Source organism: Burkholderia pyrrocinia, assembly GCF_003330765.1.
GTDB lineage: Bacteria > Pseudomonadota > Gammaproteobacteria > Burkholderiales > Burkholderiaceae > Burkholderia > Burkholderia pyrrocinia_B.
Window position 1 is genome coordinate 629,049 of record NZ_CP024904.1, and the last position, 18,034, is coordinate 647,082.

Genomic DNA, 18,034 nt, shown 5'->3' on the forward strand with positions numbered 1-18,034 from the left:
AAACGGAACGCGCTGCGCAGCAGCCGACCGGCGCCGAAACCCGCATGACGCAGGCCCGGGAAAAAATTTTTCGGACAGCACGTCACTTTTCTTCGTTCATCGCACAAGCGCTTCGAGATACCGCGAAATCGCAGCGCCGCAGGCGAACGGTCATGCCGTGCCGAGGCGCACGCGCGGCACGCTCCGGCGAAGTGCCGGGCGCCACCGCACGGCGATACGCGCGGATGCCGATCCTCCGTTCCGTTCTGAAGAGACTACTTTGGACTACGCCCTCCTGACCCGAGACCCGAGCCTGGCGGACCGCATTGCGGACAGCCTCGAACGCGGCGTGCACATCAACGGCCATAGCGCCGACCGGTTCAGCGACGAACTGACGCTGCTGCGCGCATTGCGCCGCCGGCCCTACGACCTGATCGTGGTCGACGCGCGCTGCGCCGATCCGGCCCACAACCCGGTGCTGTCGTGGCGCGCGTGTCATGCGGATCGCAGCGCGCCGGTCGTCGTCGTCGGCTCGTTCGCGTCGCCCGCGGAGCTGTTCCACTGGTACGACCTCGGCGCGGCCGACGTGCTGACGCTGCCGTTCGACCCGAACGAGCTTTACGTGCGCGCCCAGCTCGCGCGCCTCGGCCCGACGCGCACTGCAGCGGCGCCGGCGCAGTTGACGGTCGGCCCGTATGCGCTCGATCGTGACACCGGCACGGTCACGCTGCATAGCAGCGCGATCGCGCTGACCTCGCGCGAGTTCGCGACAGCATGGCTGTTCTTCTCCGATCCCGGCACCTGCTTCAATCGCAGCCAGGTCGCGAAATCGGTCTGGGGCAACGATCGCGACTGCGCAGACCGGACCATCGAGCAGCACATCTACAAGCTACGCAAGAAGCTCGCGCTCGGCGTCGCGAACGGTGCCACGCTGCGCACCGTATACGGCGTCGGCTACAAGCTCGAAGTGACATCGTGCCGCGATGCGCGCGTGCTGGAATTCATCGCGCCGGCCGCGGCCGCGTGACGCCGGCCGGCGCGAACGCGCACGGCGGTCGGCTCGCTGCTCGCCGCCTGCCGCTGCCGTGTGGCAACGGCCGCCGCGTTACTTGCGGCCGAACAGCCGGCCGATGAAGCCGCCGAGGCCGCTGCGCCTGACCCGCGCCTCCGGCCCGGCGGGCCGTTCGGCGAGATGGCTCGGCCGGTCGGGGTCATAGCCGGCGCGTTCGGTCGCGTCGCGCATCAGCTCGGTCAGTGGCCGCGTATCGCCGTCGAGCTTACCCGCGACCGCCTGCTTGACGATCTCGCCACGGTCCATCTCGTGGCTGCCCGTCGAGCCTTCGACGTATTCGGCATACGCGCTCGTGCGGCTGAGCGGTTCCATCCCCGGCGCGGTACTCGGCCGCCGCGGCGGCGGGATGTCCTTGCGCAGCTTCGCGTCGATGTCCCGCGCGGCGGCCGGGTTCGCGACGCTCATGTAGACGACCGCGTCGTCGACGCGCTCGCCCGTGCGCGCCGGCCCCATGATCTTGGCCTGCCCGACGTCGTCCGGGCGGCCGCTCACGACCTTGCCGATGCGCGGCGCAGCGGCCGGCACTGCATCCGGGTCGAAGTTGACGGTCAGTCGTGCAAACGGTTGCTCGGTGCTGAATTCGCGCGACTTTTTCGGCAGCACGTAATACGCGAACTCGCCGAGCGCGGCCTCCTCGCCGTGCGCCTTTTCGTATTCGGCCGGATGCGTACCGGCGCGCGTCTGCGCCTGGACGTCGACCCCGTTCGCGCGCCGGTCCAGCTTCTTCAGCGCGCGCAGGCCGGCGCGCGCGTCGCCGCGGCGCTGCTCGGGCGACGTCTCCGGCCCGTTCGCGCGCCAGTTCACGTAGATCTTGCGTTTCGCGTCGTCGAGATGCGCTTCGGGATACTCGAGCCCCGCGACCGCGCGGTGCGTGCGGCCCGCCCATTCCTGCATCGATTCGCGCGCGAAGGTCGCGGCGCGACCGCTGCCGATCGACTGCTCGTCGAGCGATGCCTTCACATCCGCAATCTCGTGGCGCATCGCCGCGACGGCGTCGACAAAATCGTGCGCCGATTCCTCCACGACCCGCGGCAGGCCGGTCGCGTCGTCCTGTTCGCGCCACCTCGCCCGGCCCACTGTCTCGCCGGTCGCGTCGAGCGGCCCTGCGTCGAGTGCCCTGACTTTTCTGAGCTTCGCGCGCCCCTGCTCGAGCTGAGCGTCGGTCGGCATCCGGCTGCCATGCGACATCAGGTCCTGCAACGTCGGCCCGCGCCGGATCGACGCACGATGCGCATCTGCTGCATCATGCGCGGTTGCCGCGGTTGCATTCTGCGCCGGCGCTTCATGCCCGTGCAGGCCTTCCGTCATCGCGCCGGCATGCGACGCACCTTCCGCGATCCTGACCATCCCGCTTCCTCCTTCGCTCGCGTGATCGATTGCTCGAGGGTAGCCGCGCGCCCCGTTTCGCGCGCGTGCGGCCGCGAAGCCGGGCGCACCGCCGCGAACCGTGCCAAAAATGTTCAGCGACGCTGGCTGCGCGTCAATGACGTTCCACGAAGAACGCGATGCCCTGGTCGATCGCGCATGCATAGCTGATGCGCGGCGCAAGCCGGTTGTATGAAGGCAGCGCAAAGAGATCGGTCGAGAACGCGACGGTCTGGTCGGGTTTCACCTGGTATCGGATGAATTGCCAGATCGGCTGCCCCGATGCGTCGACCGTCGCGTGTTCGTCGGCGAAGCTCAGTGTGCCGTCCGGCGTGATCCGGTACGCGTTGATCCGCAGCCCGCCGCGCGTCGTGCCCGGCGTGCTCGTCGTGCCGGCCGGTGCGCATTTCGACAGGTCGACCGCAACGGACACGCTTGCGCCCTGGTTCAGCGCGTTCTCCACTTCCGTCAAACCGGACAACCGAATGGTGGGCCCGGCATGGGCTGAAACGCACGGTACGGCGATCGACAGCGCAATGAGCAATTTTTTCGCGATCACGACAGGTTCCTCATCAGTGGATGGAAATGATCAGACGATTCTGCCGCATGCTTGCGTGCTTGCACTGCACAGTGAGGATTGTTGAAGATCGCGCATCGCTGAACGGCGCACCGGGCGGAATCGTTCGCCCGGCGAGTTGACGCTCCGCGGCCGCCAGCGGTGTGCCGGGCGCGACCGTCTTCGGATTTTGCGACGCGGCTTCGCTTGCGAGCGCGGCCGGTGCGCAGCCTCTGCGTACGCTACGCTGTGCCGGAAACGGATGGACGCGATCGCGCCGAGCGCCGAGCGACGGCCGCGTCCCCATCGGCGATGCTTGTTTTCCGCGGTGCCACGCGCACGCTTGCGTGGCGGTTCTTCCTTTTGCCTTCGCAGGTCTACGCCATGTCGCTCAATCCGCTGCTTTCGCCCGGCACGCCCACTCTGCTGCCCGCCTCCCTGTCGCCATCGTCGACTGCGCCGTTTCCGGCCGCAGAGCCGTTCGACCAGCACATGACCGACACCATCGACGCGACGCTGTCGCGCTCGCTCGGTTCGCTCGTCGGCGACGACGTCGATGCCGGCGACGACGACACGTCGAACGCAAATGCCAATGCCGGATCTACGTTGCCGTTCGCGAACCCGCAGTCGAGCGCCGGCACGCAGACCGATGCGGTGCCGCAGCATGTCGGCGGCATGATTGCGCCCCCCGCGGCCGCAGGCTCGAGCGTCACGTGGAACGGCGGCACGCTGAACGAATCCGAACTGCAGATCACCGCCGTGCTCGACCGGCACAAGGACCAGTGCCCGCTCAGCTGGGATTCGTTGGACGACAAGATCAACGACGCGTCGACGCCGCCGGACCTGAAGGCCGCGCTGCAAGGCCTGCAGCACGACCCGCGCCTGTTCTTCGCGATCAGCTCGCAGGGGGACGGCCGCAGCGGCGGCAAGATCAAGGCCAAGGACCTGACCGAGTTCTCCGCCAATCATCCGCAAGTCGCCGCGTTCAACGAACAGAAGGCGGCCGCGTACACGCAAAACTACATCCCGTCCGACGGCAGCGGCAACGACCAGCCGCGTGCGATGACGGAAAGCGACGCACTGCGCGAACTCTATCGCTATTCCGATAACCTGCCCAAGCATCTCGGCACCGACGACTTCAAGCAGATCGTCGACGGCGACGCGAAGACCGGCAAGACGCCGCCGCAGGTGATCGCGGCCGCGCAATACTTCGTCGATCATCAGGACGCCTGGCACCAGCTGAGCGGCGGCGGCGACCGGATGAGCAAGGAGGACTTCCTGCAGGCCGCGTCGTCGTCGATGAGCCTCACGCAAAGCGAGATGGATACGCTCGCGACGATGAACCGCAACCAGCACGCGTTCTTCGGCGACGGCGACCTCACCCGCGACAAGCTCGCGACGATGGGTAACGACAAGCATCTCGACGCGAAGACGCGCGACGCCGCGAAGCAACTGCAGCAGGACCCGGTGCTGTTCGGGTTGGTGAACAACACGATCACCGGCTACAAGACGCATCACGGCTTCTTCGATTTCGGCGGCGGTCATACCGTCGATTCGGGCAACATCAGCAACCGCGACTTCAACCACTTCTACGACAACCTGTCGGCCGCGAATCGTGCGGTCGAGAAGCCGCAGACGCATCAGGCGGCGACACCCGAGCAGCAGGACGCGGTCGCGGACATGATGATGGGCACGGCCGACCAGCCCGAGATCAAGTCGCCGAAGCACAACGGCGGCTTTCTCGAGCATGCACTGAACGACGTGTTGAAGGTCGGCGCGAAAGCGCTCGACTGGGCGGCCACCGCGATGAGCGCGCTGAGCTTCATCCCCGGCATCGGCGAACTGGCGGACCTCGGTTCGGCCGTGCTCGAAAGCGAAGCGCAGGCTGCGAACATCCTGCACACCGCGATCAGCGGCGGCAACATCAAGAAGGCGCTCGCGGAAGCGGGGCTCAGCCTGGCGGCGCAAGCGGTCGGCGACATCGCCGGCCCCGAAGCGAAGATCGCGATGCGCGACGGTCTCGCGAAAACGCTGGTCGAAAAGGCCGCGAACGCGAGCATCGATCTCGGGATGAACGAAGCGAAGTCGTACACCGAGGGCTATCTGAACAACCTGAAGGCGCGCATCGAGGCCGGCCCGCTGCAACGTACCGACACGCAGAACGTCGTCGCATAACGGATCCGGTGTGGGCATCCAATGTGCCCACAACCGGCCCGTCCGACAGCGAACGCAGCGAGCCGGCCGCCGCATCATGCGGCCGCCGGCTCGCGTATGCCGGCCGGATCGGATCGGCGAAGGCGGTGCCGATGCGGTCGGTCACGGCACCGGTTTGCCAAGGAGCCGAGCCGCGCGGCATCAGTACGCTGGCCGAAGGCAATGCCTGGGCGCCGTGCTCTCCTTCTCGGCGGCCTTCAACGTGCGTTTTACGAAACGGACACCAAACCTGCGCTTGTTCAGCTTCGAACGCTAGGTGCGCTCGAACTCACGCTTATCAACGATGGAGGATTGTGATTGATTCGACTCGGCGTCGATTGATTGGCTACTTTTCCGCAACGCCAAAGCAGCAAGGGACGCAATGATCCCCCCGGCAGCCAACGGCATATACGCCCACCCCCAGCGGTGAGTCCAATCGAGTGTCGCGCCGAATGTCATGGGTGCGAACGCGCCAACGCCGAACCCTAGAATCGATCTGACACCCATCACCCGTCCCAAATACGCTGCGGGCACCTCATCAGTCATGGCAGCCGAAAGTACGCCTGAGTCGGCCAGAATGAAGAAGCTGCCGACAGCAACCAAGGCGATCACCCAGCCGGCTCCCCACTGCTCGGACCAACCCATGAGCATGGAACACAAAGCCCCCATTGCGCCGACGCAAATGAGTACGCGCGCTCGCCCCCATCGATCGGACAGCGCACCGACGACTCCGGTGGCTATCATGCCCGACAGATGTATTGTGCCGCCCACGATCAGGCTCGTGGTCATTGCCCCCAGGTTGCACGGACGAAGTGCCGTCGCCAGCAACGTTGGCGTCCACGCCCAACTTCCAAGCAGTTCCCAGCAATGCGCGACATAGCCGACAAGAAGGCACAAGGAGGTGGGACCGAACACGGCCCGCCACCTTATCGGCTCGGAAGATACAGACGGCTCGTGATGGTACCGTCGATTCTCCACGCCTTTGAGACCGATCTGGCCAAGCACCGCACCGGCCAAAGCACCTGTCGCGCAAATGGCGAATCCTGCCGCCGCGCCGTAAGTACTCGCCGCCCACATCGAGAGCGACACCGAAAGCAGATAGCCCAATGAAGCTGCAGCCAGTATCTGCCCCATCCTGCGGCCGCGCTCCGCTGCCGGGCTCAGGTCCGCAATCAGGAGTAGCGCAGGGGCATACGCGCCCCCTTGTGTCAGGCCAACCAACACGATCAGTGGCAGCGCAGTATGCGGTGATCTGGCAAAAATCGCGAAGATCATCAACGCAGCGGCACCCGCCCATGTGCTGGCCAAGTACACCCGCTTCGCCCCCAGGCTATCGGAAAGCCACGCGGTAACCAGGAGCGCAAACGCATTGGAGAGATTGAATGCAGTCTGGATCGAACCAGCAGTTGCTGCGTCCATGTGCCATGCCGAACGAAGTACCGGCAATGCCCCGGCAAATGCCATCGTACCCATGCATGTGCCGGCACGGCTGAGGCACAAAAGGAGTTGACGATTCACGCCCGCCTCCCGGTGGCGGTGCATTCTGGTTGTACAGAGCAATATGCGCGATGGCTGAACAAAAAACGAGACACGATGATCGTAAGAATATTGGATTACAAGACCCATTGCGCATGGATAGGCTCGCGCATTGATGGTCGTAGGGGTGATGGCACATGCCATCGGAAAGCGCTTGTGCTCTGCGAGACGGCGAACCGCTATGCTCGATTTACTTCAGTGAGATCACCTCCGCGATTGTCGACAACCTGGTCTTCATATCGAGATGAAGACCAGGTTGCTGTCCGGGCGGCCTCGACAGCGAAATCGATAGCCCGCCCGTACATTCACGAGAGCCGTAAGCCAGGTTGTCAGACCGCGAGTACGGCAGACAAGCGGCTCACGATTCGAGCCCATGTTTTCATGCTTAGGCGTTACCACCCTGCGCTGCTCGCAGAAAACCTTCACGTGTCTGCGGCAACTTCATCCCCAACAGCGTGGCAGCGACCTGGGTTCGCAAAATCTGCGCCGTGCCGCCTGCGATGGTGAACATGCGAGCATCCCGCACGTGCCGCTCCATCGGATTATGGCGGCCGTAACCAGACGACCCGTAGAACTGCAGTGCGTCATTGGTGACCTTGTTCGCCGTTTCCGCCGCAAAGATCTTCGCTCGTGCCGCCTTGTCGATATCCGGAAAGTCCACGCCGCTGGCAGCAGCCGAACGCAGCAGCAACCGCGCAGCCTCCAGTTGAGTCGACATGTCGGCCAGCATCCACTGCAGCCCCTGAAATTCAGCGATCGGTCGGCCAAACTGATGTCTGGCTTTGAGGTAGGCCATGCCTTCTTCGAAGGCGCCTTGCGCGATACCCAAGGCGACAGTGCCCGCTCCAACGCGCTGCGCGTTGTAGGCCGTCATCAATGACGCGAAGCCTCGCTTCAGACCGCCGGGAGGCATCACCAGCATCGACTTGTGCACCTTGAGGTCACGGAACTCGAGATGGGTCTCCGGAATGCCGCGCACACCCATGGCGTAAAGCCTGCGGCCCACGACGAGTTCGGCAGGTGCGTTGCCGTCCCGCACGCAGATAAACGCGCCGATGCCTTGCTCCACACCGTCGTCGAACACACGTGCGAAGATGAGGTGCAACTTCGAAACACCACCACCGGTGATCCAGTACTTCTCGCCATTCAGGATGTAGTCATCCCCCTTCTTGTCGGCACGCGTGGTCATCTCGCTGGCAGCGCTGCCGGCATTGGGCTCCGAGATGCAGATCGCCGGCTTGTCCCCCGCCAGAACAAGATCGGCCGCCACCTTCAGTTGAGCCTCGGTTCCATACTTGGCAATGGCGCCGATCGCGCCCATGTTTGCCTCGACAGTGATCCGCCCCATGGTCGCGCACGCCTTGGCCATCTCCTCGATGACGATCACGGTATCCAGGTACGAAAGACCCCGTCCGCCCAGGCTCTTGGGCAGCGTCATACCCATGAATCCGGCGTCGCGCAGTGCTGCGACGTTGTCCCACGGATACTGTTCGGTGAGGTCCGTATTGGCGGCAGCGGGGGCAAATACAGATTGCGCGAGCTCTCTTGCTTGCGACTGGAGATTCAATTGTTCGGGGGTGAGGTCGTACATGGCGTCTCCTAAAACGTTTAATTGTTTCCAAGCCAATCCATCAGTACTTCTGCAGCATGCTCATCGAGTCGCGGAGGTGGTCGCCTATAGCTCGGCGGCGTTGCCGACATCCTCAAGGGGTTTGCCAGGAGGCGAATCTCCCCGTCCATCGCCCACTCGCACGGCATATGCAGTTCTGCGCCGCGGGCTTTGACATGGGGATCGGCAAATACGTCTTCCAGATTGTTCACTGGCCCGCAAGGGACACCGACAGCCTCGAGCTCCCGCAGCCATGTTGCGCGAGGCCGCGATCCGAGCGCACTGGCCACTCGTTCACACAGTGCAGTTCGATGACGGATCCGCATCGGGTTTGTCGCATAGCGCTCGTCGGACGCGAGTTCGTCAATCCCTGCGACCTCGCAGAACCGGCGAAACTGGGCATCATTTCCAACGGCAAGGATCATCGGTGCATCTGCCGTCGAGAACACCTGGTAGGGAACGATGTTTGGGTGACCGTTACCCAAACGGGACGGCAGCTTCCTGTCGGCCAGATAATTCGTCCCGGCGTTGACGAGCCAGGAGATCTGCGTATCGAGGAGGGCAATGTCGATGTGTTGCCCCTCACCCGTTTGCTGACGATGCTGCAAAGCAGCCAGGATTCCGACCGTGGCGTACATGCCCGTCATGACATCGGCAATCCCGACGCCTACCTTCATCGGCTCCCCGTCCGGCACGCCGGTAAGACTCATGATGCCCCCCATGCCCTGGATCAAGAAGTCGTAGCCGGGTCGGGTGGCGTACGGGCCCGTCTGCCCGAACCCCGTGACAGAGCAATAGATCAAGCGGGGATAGCGATCCTTGATTTGCTCATAGGCCAAGCCGTACTTGGCAAGGCCACCCACTTTGTAGTTCTCCACCAGTACATCGGCTTGCGCGATCAGCCGATGCACGAGTTCCCGACCCGGGGCGGAACCGATGTCGATAGCAATCGATCGCTTATTGCGATTGGCCGAGAGGTAATAAGCGCTCTCGTCGGTTTCCTCGCCTGACGTCCCGCGCACGTACGGCGGGCCCCATTTGCGCGTATCGTCCCCTTCGTCCGGCTTTTCGACTTTGACGACATCTGCGCCCAAGTCGCCAAGCAGCTGAGCCGCGCTTGGCCCAGCCAGGATGCGGGACAGATCCAGGACCTTGATGCCGGACAACGCAGTCTTCCGATCTACCGTCATGCACCACCACCATTTGAGCGTTGCCCGGCAAGCGAGGGAATACAGCCGCCTGACAATCTGGAGCCGCGTGAAAAGATAACCGAGCCCATCGTCTTCCTCTTCACCACAGTGACCGAGTTAATATCCTATAACTCACGTTTTTCACAAACAATTGAATTTCACTTCAACATAAAATCGCAAGCCAACCTTCGAGCGACGCGGTTCAGGCATGGGGTCGCGCCGCCTTTCCAAACTCACGCATCATCAGTGAGCGAGCCAGACCCGCACGAGCTGCGGATGCTGCTTAGCGCTCGGCAAGCGCTCTCGAGATACGCTCGATCGCCAGGTCCACCGTCTGACGCGAACAGCCGAGATTTGCTCGCATGAAACCGTGGCCTTCCAAGCCAAACTTTGGCCCCTTGTCGAGCCACACGCGCGCCTTGACGAGCATGAAGTCCTCTAGTTCCTCAGGCGTCATCCCCAGTCCGCGGCAGTCGATCCAGGCGAGGTAGAGCGAATCCATGTCAATCACTCTCACACCTGCATCGAGTGCGTTGATGCGATGGGCAAAATGCCTTTGATTCTGCGAAATGTAGCCAACGAGTTCTTCCACCCAGCCTGCTCCGTGCGCGAACGCTGCTTCTGTGGCAACCATTCCGAGCAGGTTGATGCGAGTGTTGTGGTTCCTGTCGATTGTTCGCACGACCTCCTCACGCTTGACCTTGTCGGCAATGAACATGTTGCCGCATTGCAGTCCCGCCAGATTGAAGGTCTTGCTCGCGGACGTACAGGTGATGCTGTTTTGGGCGAATCGAGCATCGAGCGACGCAAACGGCGTATGCCTCCTGCCCGCAGCGAGCACGAAATCGCAATGGATCTCGTCGGCCAGCACCAGCACCCCGTGCCTCAAGCAAATTTCGCCCATGGAGCGCAGCTCCTCCTCTGTCCACACATTGCCCGTGGGGTTGTGCGGGTTGGAGAGGATAAAAATCTTGGTGTTGTCGCGAATCGCGTCCTCGAACACCTTTGCATCAAAGCGGTATCGATCCCCATCGAACTGCAGCGGCGCCGCAGTCACGTGGCGACCATTGATCAACACGTCATTGTGAAAGTGAACGTACACCGGCGGCTGGATGAGCACCGAGTCGCCGGGCTGCGAGAACGCCTGCACGACGATCTTGATAGCGGCAATCACACTGGCGACCGGCACTACCCATTCCGAAGGCACGTCCCAGCCAAAGCGCTTTTTCTGCCAGCCAGTCACTGCATCGAGGTAGCCATTCGTAGGTCCTGCGGGATAGCCGTAAACCCCGTGCGAAACCGCTTCGTACAGCGCCTCATTCACTGCAGGCGGCGACTTGAAATCCATATCCGCAACCCACATCGGCAACGGCCTGGCTCGTGCTTGCTCGGCACTCATGACGCCGGTCGGATCGCCCCACTTCAGTGAATTGCTACGGCTACGGTCCACCACGGTATCGAAGTCAAATCCTGGCGTATCAGCCGGGGACATACTCGTAACTTGAGTCATAACGTTCAACCTCATTCGGTCTTGCCTGACCTGTACAAAAAAAACACCTGTGGGGGAGTCAGTAGCCCATGGCCTTGAGTATGGGAGACAGGCTCACAAGGACACCAAACAAAAATACGAACCACACCCGGTGAGAACGATACTTCTTAAGCGCGGGCACCTTGCATACAAGCACGCAGGGAATGATGAATGACGCGATGCCGTAGATGGGAGAGGCCAACTGCTGCAACAGCAAGATGGAGAAGCGCGTCTGTACCCACAACCACAGACCGAGCACGATGAATACACACACGCAGATGGATACCGCACGCGGATCGATGCGTTCGGACGGAACGAAGCGTGTGAGGACGTTCATCACCACGCCTTTGATCGATTCCTCGAATCCCAGATAGATGCCGAGAAAGGCGGTCAGAATGGCGAACACGTTGAGAGCCGTCGTCATGTACAGCACGCCGTTTCCAGGCATGACGCTGCCCGCCAATGCCAGCGCCGAGATGTTCTGCGCCTTGGCCGACAGGGCCTGTTCGTGCGAAATGGAAAACGAAAACGAAATCGCAAAGAACAGAACGGAGACAACGAGGACTGCGTACGCAATGCGGCTAGCGCGAATAGCGCGGTAGGTTGCAACACGCGGGTCCTTCTCTACCCTACGGAATGCAACATTCATCGGGCTGAGGATCTGCACGAACAGGATGGAGAACAACGTAAACGGGACGGTCAGGATAGTGTCCACGACGAAGCGCTTGAGCTCGGGCAATGGCGGCAAATTCGCACGCATATCCCAGTGAGGGATCATCACCACACCGAGAAGAACGATCACGCCAAGCTTGAAAATCACCAGCGGGCCGGACACCTTGAAGATCAGCTTCTCGCCCTGTGCCGCGATCAGCACCAACCCGAATAAAATTGCCAGCGAGAAGAATGGACTGTCCGACAGCAATCCCGTCGTCACGCCGAAGCTCTGCAGGTACTTGGCCGTATCAAAGGTGACCGCCAGTGAATATGTGAGCATGCCTTTGACAAGCATGAGGAAGTACACGATGGCGAGAACGATGCCCCAGTTCCTGCCGAAGTACTGCGAGATGATTCCCGCATAGTTCTCGCATTCGGTGCTTTCGGATAGGGTCTGCAAGTACAGCTTCTGCATCATGTACAGCGCCGGGTACGCCAACACCACCGACGCAGCAAACACCCACACGCCAGTGATACCAACCTGAACCGGCAGAAATACAATGCCAGCACCAATCGCCATGCCGATGCACAGGATGACCCACCCCATGTCATATCGCGTGAACGGTATCTTGCCAGCAGACTCAACGGAAAATCCCAACTCAGCTGAAGCGCTCAATCTTGTCTCCTTTTTGGATGAGCGCAGCAACACATGGAAATTCATGCGGAACACTGCCACGCTCAGTAGTTCTTATTATCTTTATGTCGCAGGCTCCCAGCGCCTGCGGTCAAATCTCGTTAAACGCCAGCTCGGTCCGACAGCCGAATAGCCAGCATTTCCCCGACTGCGCGCGTGATTCCGTTCGCTGTCAGTGCCAGATCGATCCACGCCTTTCGCCCTTCCAGCGAGCGAAGTTTGCCCGTCACAACCAGTTCAACCCCGAGGGGAGTAGGCTGCTTGAAGTCGACCTTCAACGACGCCGTCACGAAGCGAATCGGTTGAAGGTCCTCGCCAATCTGCCGCCCCTCGTTTTGATACGCGTATGCCGCCGCCGACGCGGCGCCGTGGCAGTCGAGCAACGATGCAATCATCCCGCCGTAGACGTGATCGGGAACACCACCGCTGTACTTGGCCTCAGGCGTGAATCTGGCGACCGTCTCGTCGCCGACGAGATAGCTCTTCAGGTGATGGCCATGCTGGTTGTGGGGCCCGCAGCCGTAGCAGTGGGCAAACTCCGGTGGGTACGAGTCCTGTATTGCGCATGTAGACATCTGTTCGCCTCTGTTTCGGAATGAGAGACTCCGGCAGCTACCCAAAAGCCGTTGATATGGCACCGGTCGGCTGGCTTCCGGATCCTGGAGTTATCGTATATTTCATCAAATTCATGAACAATTGAATTTGAACTCAATCGAAAAAGGCAAACAAAACTCAGCCGCAGCGCACCACGATCGCTCCTCACCGACGTGGCGTCATCGGTTCAGCGTCAGCGTAGGGGCTCCCAGCTATGTCGCGCCTCTCGTTTGGCGCCGGACGAAATGCTCGGCCCATTCGACACCGATAAACGCATGCATCGCCGTCAGGCTTGCAAGTGAACGGAGCTGCAAATAGGATTCACGTATCTGACACGAACTTGAATATCAATTCAATGGCACGCCGACCCGGTATGACTTCCCCCACTCTCCGGCAGCTCGAGCTTCTGCTGGCCCTCACTTCCTCTGACGGAATCGCCGGCGCGGGCGCGAAGCTCGGCATGTCACCTTCTGCCACCAGTCACGCATTGCGTGCATTGGAGACAGCACTAGGTACGGAATTGATCGACCGCAACGCCTCTGGAGTCGCGCTGACCTACACCGGCGAACATGTTCTTCCCCACGTGCGAGATGTCTTTGCGTCCCTTCAGTTGGTTCAGGCGACCGCACTGGCTGGCGCGGAACTGAAAACCGGCTTGTTACGTTTGGGGTCGTTCGGTGCGAGCGCCACGATCAGGGTTCTTCCTCCGCTGATAGAGCACTTCAAGGCCCGCTATCCGGGCGTCGACGTCATGGTTACGGAGAAGCCAGATGAACAAACGTCACGGGATTTGATCGAACGCCGCCTCGAGCTCGCTGCCGTCACGCTACCCAAGTCAGACTTCGATGCGCAAACGCTCGCCGTTGATGAGCTCGTCGCGGTCTTGCCTTCCGACCACCCTCTGGCAGAGCTGGACGTCGTTCCGCTCAAGGAAATGACAGCAGACCCTTTTATCCTGACCCGCGCAGGTTCGCAGGCATTGGTTACCAAGCTGTTTGCGAGGAATGGTCTACATCCGCGGGTGGCCTACGAACTCCTGCAGTTGATGTCGATACTGGAACTGGTTGCGAGCGGAAAGGGTATCTCTGTCCTCGCAAAGCTCGCGCTTCCGGATGAGTACAACGGCACGGTCTTCCGCCCCATTTCGCCCAGCACGTCAAGACGCATCGGATTGGTATGCCTGAACGAGAACCGCCTTTCACCGGTCGCTCGTGCGTTTTGGCAGGATACGCGTCGACATCAAGCGAGCCTCAAGCCAGCGTCTCGCGGGTAACACTGCAAGACGGCACAAAGCAGCACGAGGTTGGCATGACGATTGAAACCAGATTCAATTGCTCGTGACGATGGATTGGAGAAAAATTTCCAGAGCCCCAGGCCCTACTACAAAGCCCAGTAGCGCTTGCTCAAGCATTCGGGGCGGCCGCGACAACATCCAATATCCGGAGACACCTGATGCCAGTTTCATCTCCTCGCTTCAATCGCTTCGTCCACGACTTTACGCAGCTCGTTGACAATTTCTCGAGCGACGAGCCTCAAATCCTGAGCAAAGGACGTGAGCTCCTTGCTGACATCGTCCGCCATGATGACTGGCTTCCGGACGAGTACACGCAACCGCATCCCCAGTACTATCAACAGTACCTGCTCCACGCTGATCCAGCCGATCGCTTCTCGGTTGTCAGTTTCGTTTGGGGACCGGGTCAAAAGACCCCGATTCACAATCATACGGTCTGGGCACTGATCGGCATGTTGCGCGGCGGAGAGCGCGCCGAGTCATTTGAAGTCGGCCTGCCGAGCCAGCCCATGCGGTCACTCGGAGTCGACCATCTCGAACCGGGCGTTGTCGAGAGCATTTCACCGCGCACGGGAGACATTCATCGGGTCTCCAACATGTACGAGGATCGCGTCTCGATCAGTGTCCATGTCTACGGGGGAAACATCGGACGGATTTCGCGGTACGTCTTCGATCCCGAAACGAGCATGCTCAAGCACTTCATTTCCGGTTATTCCAACGAAGACGAGCTTTCGCAACAATCAGTCAGCCATTCGTGAATACCTGACGAGGCCGCAATCCACATCTCGGCCCCGGAACCGAAGTGGGGGGCAGTACGCTTTCGTACACTACACGGACGCGCCAGATACTGACTCGGCCGGCACATTCAGATACGTGGCCCCATCGTACGCCCCTCGCCGGTACAACGCGCCAAACCAAAGGCACGGTACGTCGTCCGGCGAAGGAACGCCATTGCAGGCCTATTCCTGTAGCGTGGGGCGAACCCTCTCACCAAGGAATACGAGCATCCGCATTAGAGAAAGTGCCGGTCGGCCCGTTCGCATCAAGGAGTGCCAAGCGGACCGGTTCTCGTGCCGCATCCTCAACCGACCCCGCTCCTTCGGCAAAATTGCTCAGATCCGTTGCAGTAAAGCCCGGACATGCTGCGTTGACCTTGATGCCAGTTCCTTCCAGCTCGATGGCAAACGCTTGTGTGATCGCATTGAGCGCGGTCTTCGACGCGTGATATACGCCGACCTGGTTGCGAAATGGATTGGAAGGGTCTTCCTTCAACGCGAGCGAGCCAGTGGCGCTCGATATATTGACGATACGCCCAGCCGGTGATTTGAGAAGAAGTGGCAGCATCGCCTGCGTAACGGCAACAACTCCAAACACGTTTGTCTCAAATACGATACGCAAATCGTCGGCAGCTATGCGGCTTAACCTGCCCAGTTGCACGACTTCTTCCAGCGAGCTCCCCGGCCTTGCCGGGTTCGAGATCCCGGCGTTATTAACCAGTACGTCAAGGCGTCCGAGCGTATCGCCAATCTGCTTCGCCGCTGCGGCAATCGACGCCCGATCCGTTACATCGAGGTGGATGGCTTGGGCTTCTGCCCCGACGCTTCTCGCCGCGACCACGCCCCGATCCAGCTTGCGTGCTCCGACAAGCACTTTGAAGCCCTTCGATGCCAGATCCTTGGCGATCTGAAGACCAATCCCTTTGTTTGCGCCAGTCACAAGTGCGACGGGTGTGCTATGCATGTTTGCTCCGTTCGAAAACGATGGTCAGAACCGATACGCGTACGCCAGACCTAAACGGAACGCGGATCCGTTTACGGAACTATACGGAACATCGTTCCGCATATCAAGCAGGAGAATTTCGTGAATGCGAGACGAACAAGCGCACCGGCACATCCGGGCGTCATGCTGGTTCGAGCGTGCGCCGTTGCCCAACCATCGTCGGCGCGAAGAACGCGCCCGCCCCTGGCGATCACCGGATGGGCCGGATCGCGCGACGCGATCCATCGGGGCGGTTGTCAACCTGAATCGGGCAAGAAGAAGGTCGGTGTTGCAGTCTTCCAGCAAGCGTCCGCTGCGACCACTACCGAGTTGATAAGGCGCACCGAAGCAGTTAGCTCACCCGCTCCGGTTGATACGAAATGGACTCATCCGACGAGTCCGCGTGTTCGCGATGCCTGTATTCGTCCAGGTACATCGTCCGCTGCCCGCTTGCGACGCCCCAGCGATAGAACGCTAACGCGAACGCGGCGACCGTAACCAAATCCCAGCCGCTCGGAATGAGCCCGTATCCGCCAAATTCGCGCCCGCCGCTGAGCGAAAGAAGCGCCATCGTAGGCAGGTAGGCCACCATCCACCATGCGGATCGCATTTCAGATCGGAAGCGCTCCCAGCCGGTCTTCGACTGGTAATAAAAGTAGATGGGCAACGCCGCCACGATCAGCAGAATGATTTGCCCGGTCAGCGGCCAACGTGCCCAGTAGAGCACCAGTGACGCACAGACGAACGCGAACGGGGCAATCACGGACATGCCCGGGATCCGAAGCGGTCGCGGAAGATCTTCCGCGTGCTTTCGCAGCGCCATCAGGCTCACGGGCCCCGTCAGGAACGAAATGACCGTCGCCACCGAGATCACCGCAGCAAGTGTCCCCCAACCGCGAAAGAAGAACATGAAGACGAACGAGACGCCGAGATTGAACCACATTGCCGCCCGCGGCACGCCATAAACCGGATGAATCGTGCCGAACACGCCCGGCATCGTTCCGTTGCGCTCCATCGCGTAGATCATCCGCGCGGTCGTTGCCGTGTAGATCGCTCCCGTCCCCGACGGGCTGACGAATGCATCGACGTACAGCAGCATGGCCAGCCAGTTCAGATTGACGGCGATCGCCAACTCGGCAAACGGGGAAGAAAAGTTCAGGCCATGCCAACCGGCCGCGATGCTGGACGGGCTTACCGCGCCGATGAATGCGACCTGCAGCAGCACATAGATGACGAGTGCAAGAAGAATCGAGCCGACGAGCGCAAAAGGAATACTCCGCGACGGGTTTCTTGCCTCGCCCGCGAGGCTTACCGGACTCTGGAATCCGTTGAAACTGAATACGATCCCGCTCGTGGCTACCGCAGTCAGTACCGACGACCAACCGTATGGTGCGAAATGGCCGCCGGCGGCGAGTGCGAAATTCTCCCGGTGAAAGCCGCTCCAGACGAGACCCGCAATGGTCGCCCCCGGAACCAGAAATTTGAATACCGTAATTGCGGTGTTGGTTTTCACGAACAACTTCACGCCCCAGTAGTTGAGCATGAAATACACGATGACGAGGAGCGCACTGGCGAACAGCCCGTGCGTCGTCAAATCCTCACCGATCATCAGCGCCCGTGCCCACGGATAGGGCCACGACGCCATGTATTGGACGGATGCAATCGCTTCGATCGGAATCACCGAAACGATGGAAATCCAGTTTGCCCATGCGGCAATGAACCCGACGAGTGCGCCATGCGAATATCGGGCATAGCGAACCATCCCACCCGACTCGGGAAATGTCGTCCCCAGTTCGGAGTAAGCCAGTGCGATTGCCATCACGACAACGGCCCCAATGATCCACGCAACGACTGCCGCGGGCCCGGCGATCTTCGATGCATGCCAGGCACCGAACAACCAGCCGGAACCGATGATTGAGCCGAGCCCCGTGAAGAGCAAGGAAACGGGACCGATACTTCGGTTGATGTGTTGCTTCACGTCTGTCTCCTGGAGTACGGCGCCGGACGAGTCTCTC

At 61.1% G+C, this 18,034-nt stretch carries 14 protein-coding genes; 4 read left to right on the forward strand and 10 right to left on the reverse strand.

What is annotated here, in order from left to right; all coding sequences use genetic code 11:
• Positions 1-259: 259 nt before the first annotated feature.
• Entirely contained in the window at positions 260-1,006 is a 747-nt protein-coding gene (locus CUJ89_RS35925) for a response regulator transcription factor (protein WP_161556590.1), read from the forward strand.
• A gap of 78 nt (positions 1,007-1,084) precedes the next feature.
• On the opposite strand, the gene CUJ89_RS35930 is transcribed toward CUJ89_RS35925, so the two are convergent.
• Together CUJ89_RS35930 and CUJ89_RS35935 are read right to left on the reverse strand one after the other, a co-directional pair.
• Positions 1,085-2,398, reverse strand: coding sequence for a T3SS effector HopA1 family protein (locus CUJ89_RS35930; protein ID WP_114182170.1), 1,314 nt, complete (start codon positions 2,396-2,398; stop codon positions 1,085-1,087).
• A 133-nt stretch (positions 2,399-2,531) separates the two neighbouring features.
• Positions 2,532-2,975, reverse strand: coding sequence for a VirK family protein (locus CUJ89_RS35935; protein WP_114182171.1), 444 nt, complete (start codon positions 2,973-2,975; stop codon positions 2,532-2,534).
• 381 nt (positions 2,976-3,356) lie between these two features.
• Here CUJ89_RS35935 and CUJ89_RS35940 point away from each other — a divergent pair, with 381 nt between their 5' ends.
• Entirely contained in the window at positions 3,357-5,147 is a 1,791-nt protein-coding gene (locus CUJ89_RS35940) for an HrpF/NolX family T3SS translocon protein (RefSeq protein ID WP_114182172.1), read from the forward strand.
• Between the two features lie 291 nt (positions 5,148-5,438).
• On the opposite strand, the gene CUJ89_RS35945 is transcribed toward CUJ89_RS35940, so the two are convergent.
• From CUJ89_RS35945 to CUJ89_RS35970, 6 genes are all read right to left on the reverse strand, one after another.
• Positions 5,439-6,707, reverse strand: a complete 1,269-nt coding sequence (locus tag CUJ89_RS35945; RefSeq protein WP_236655151.1) for an MFS transporter — start codon at positions 6,705-6,707, stop codon at positions 5,439-5,441.
• A 379-nt stretch (positions 6,708-7,086) separates the two neighbouring features.
• A complete protein-coding gene (gene acdA, locus CUJ89_RS35950) occupies positions 7,087-8,292 on the reverse strand; it encodes a 3-sulfinopropanoyl-CoA desulfinase (protein ID WP_114182173.1) in 1,206 nt (401 codons plus the stop codon).
• A gap of 17 nt (positions 8,293-8,309) precedes the next feature.
• Positions 8,310-9,500 (reverse strand): CaiB/BaiF CoA transferase family protein, encoded by a 1,191-nt coding sequence (locus CUJ89_RS35955; RefSeq protein ID WP_114182174.1) that lies wholly within the window; start codon positions 9,498-9,500, stop codon positions 8,310-8,312.
• Positions 9,501-9,783: 283 nt separating this feature from the next.
• Positions 9,784-10,992, reverse strand: coding sequence for a MalY/PatB family protein (locus tag CUJ89_RS35960; RefSeq protein ID WP_236655102.1), 1,209 nt, complete (start codon positions 10,990-10,992; stop codon positions 9,784-9,786).
• Between the two features lie 76 nt (positions 10,993-11,068).
• Positions 11,069-12,403 carry an amino acid permease gene (locus tag CUJ89_RS35965; protein ID WP_114182176.1) on the reverse strand — a complete coding sequence of 445 codons (1,335 nt, stop codon included), beginning with the start codon at positions 12,401-12,403 and terminating at the stop codon, positions 11,069-11,071.
• A 74-nt stretch (positions 12,404-12,477) separates the two neighbouring features.
• Entirely contained in the window at positions 12,478-12,951 is a 474-nt protein-coding gene (locus CUJ89_RS35970; RefSeq protein WP_114182177.1) for a PaaI family thioesterase, read from the reverse strand.
• A gap of 392 nt (positions 12,952-13,343) precedes the next feature.
• Here CUJ89_RS35970 and CUJ89_RS35975 point away from each other — a divergent pair, with 392 nt between their 5' ends.
• Together CUJ89_RS35975 and CUJ89_RS35980 are read left to right on the forward strand one after the other, a co-directional pair.
• Positions 13,344-14,243 carry a LysR family transcriptional regulator gene (locus tag CUJ89_RS35975; protein WP_236655103.1) on the forward strand — a complete coding sequence of 300 codons (900 nt, stop codon included), beginning with the start codon at positions 13,344-13,346 and terminating at the stop codon, positions 14,241-14,243.
• Between the two features lie 179 nt (positions 14,244-14,422).
• A complete protein-coding gene (locus CUJ89_RS35980; RefSeq protein WP_114182179.1) occupies positions 14,423-15,019 on the forward strand; it encodes a cysteine dioxygenase in 597 nt (198 codons plus the stop codon).
• 229 nt (positions 15,020-15,248) lie between these two features.
• Here CUJ89_RS35980 and CUJ89_RS35985 read toward each other — a convergent pair whose 3' ends face one another.
• Together CUJ89_RS35985 and CUJ89_RS35990 are read right to left on the reverse strand one after the other, a co-directional pair.
• Entirely contained in the window at positions 15,249-16,001 is a 753-nt protein-coding gene (locus CUJ89_RS35985; protein ID WP_114182180.1) for an SDR family NAD(P)-dependent oxidoreductase, read from the reverse strand.
• 370 nt (positions 16,002-16,371) lie between these two features.
• Positions 16,372-17,997, reverse strand: a complete 1,626-nt coding sequence (locus tag CUJ89_RS35990) for an APC family permease (protein WP_114182489.1) — start codon at positions 17,995-17,997, stop codon at positions 16,372-16,374.
• Positions 17,998-18,034: the final 37 nt, after the last annotated feature.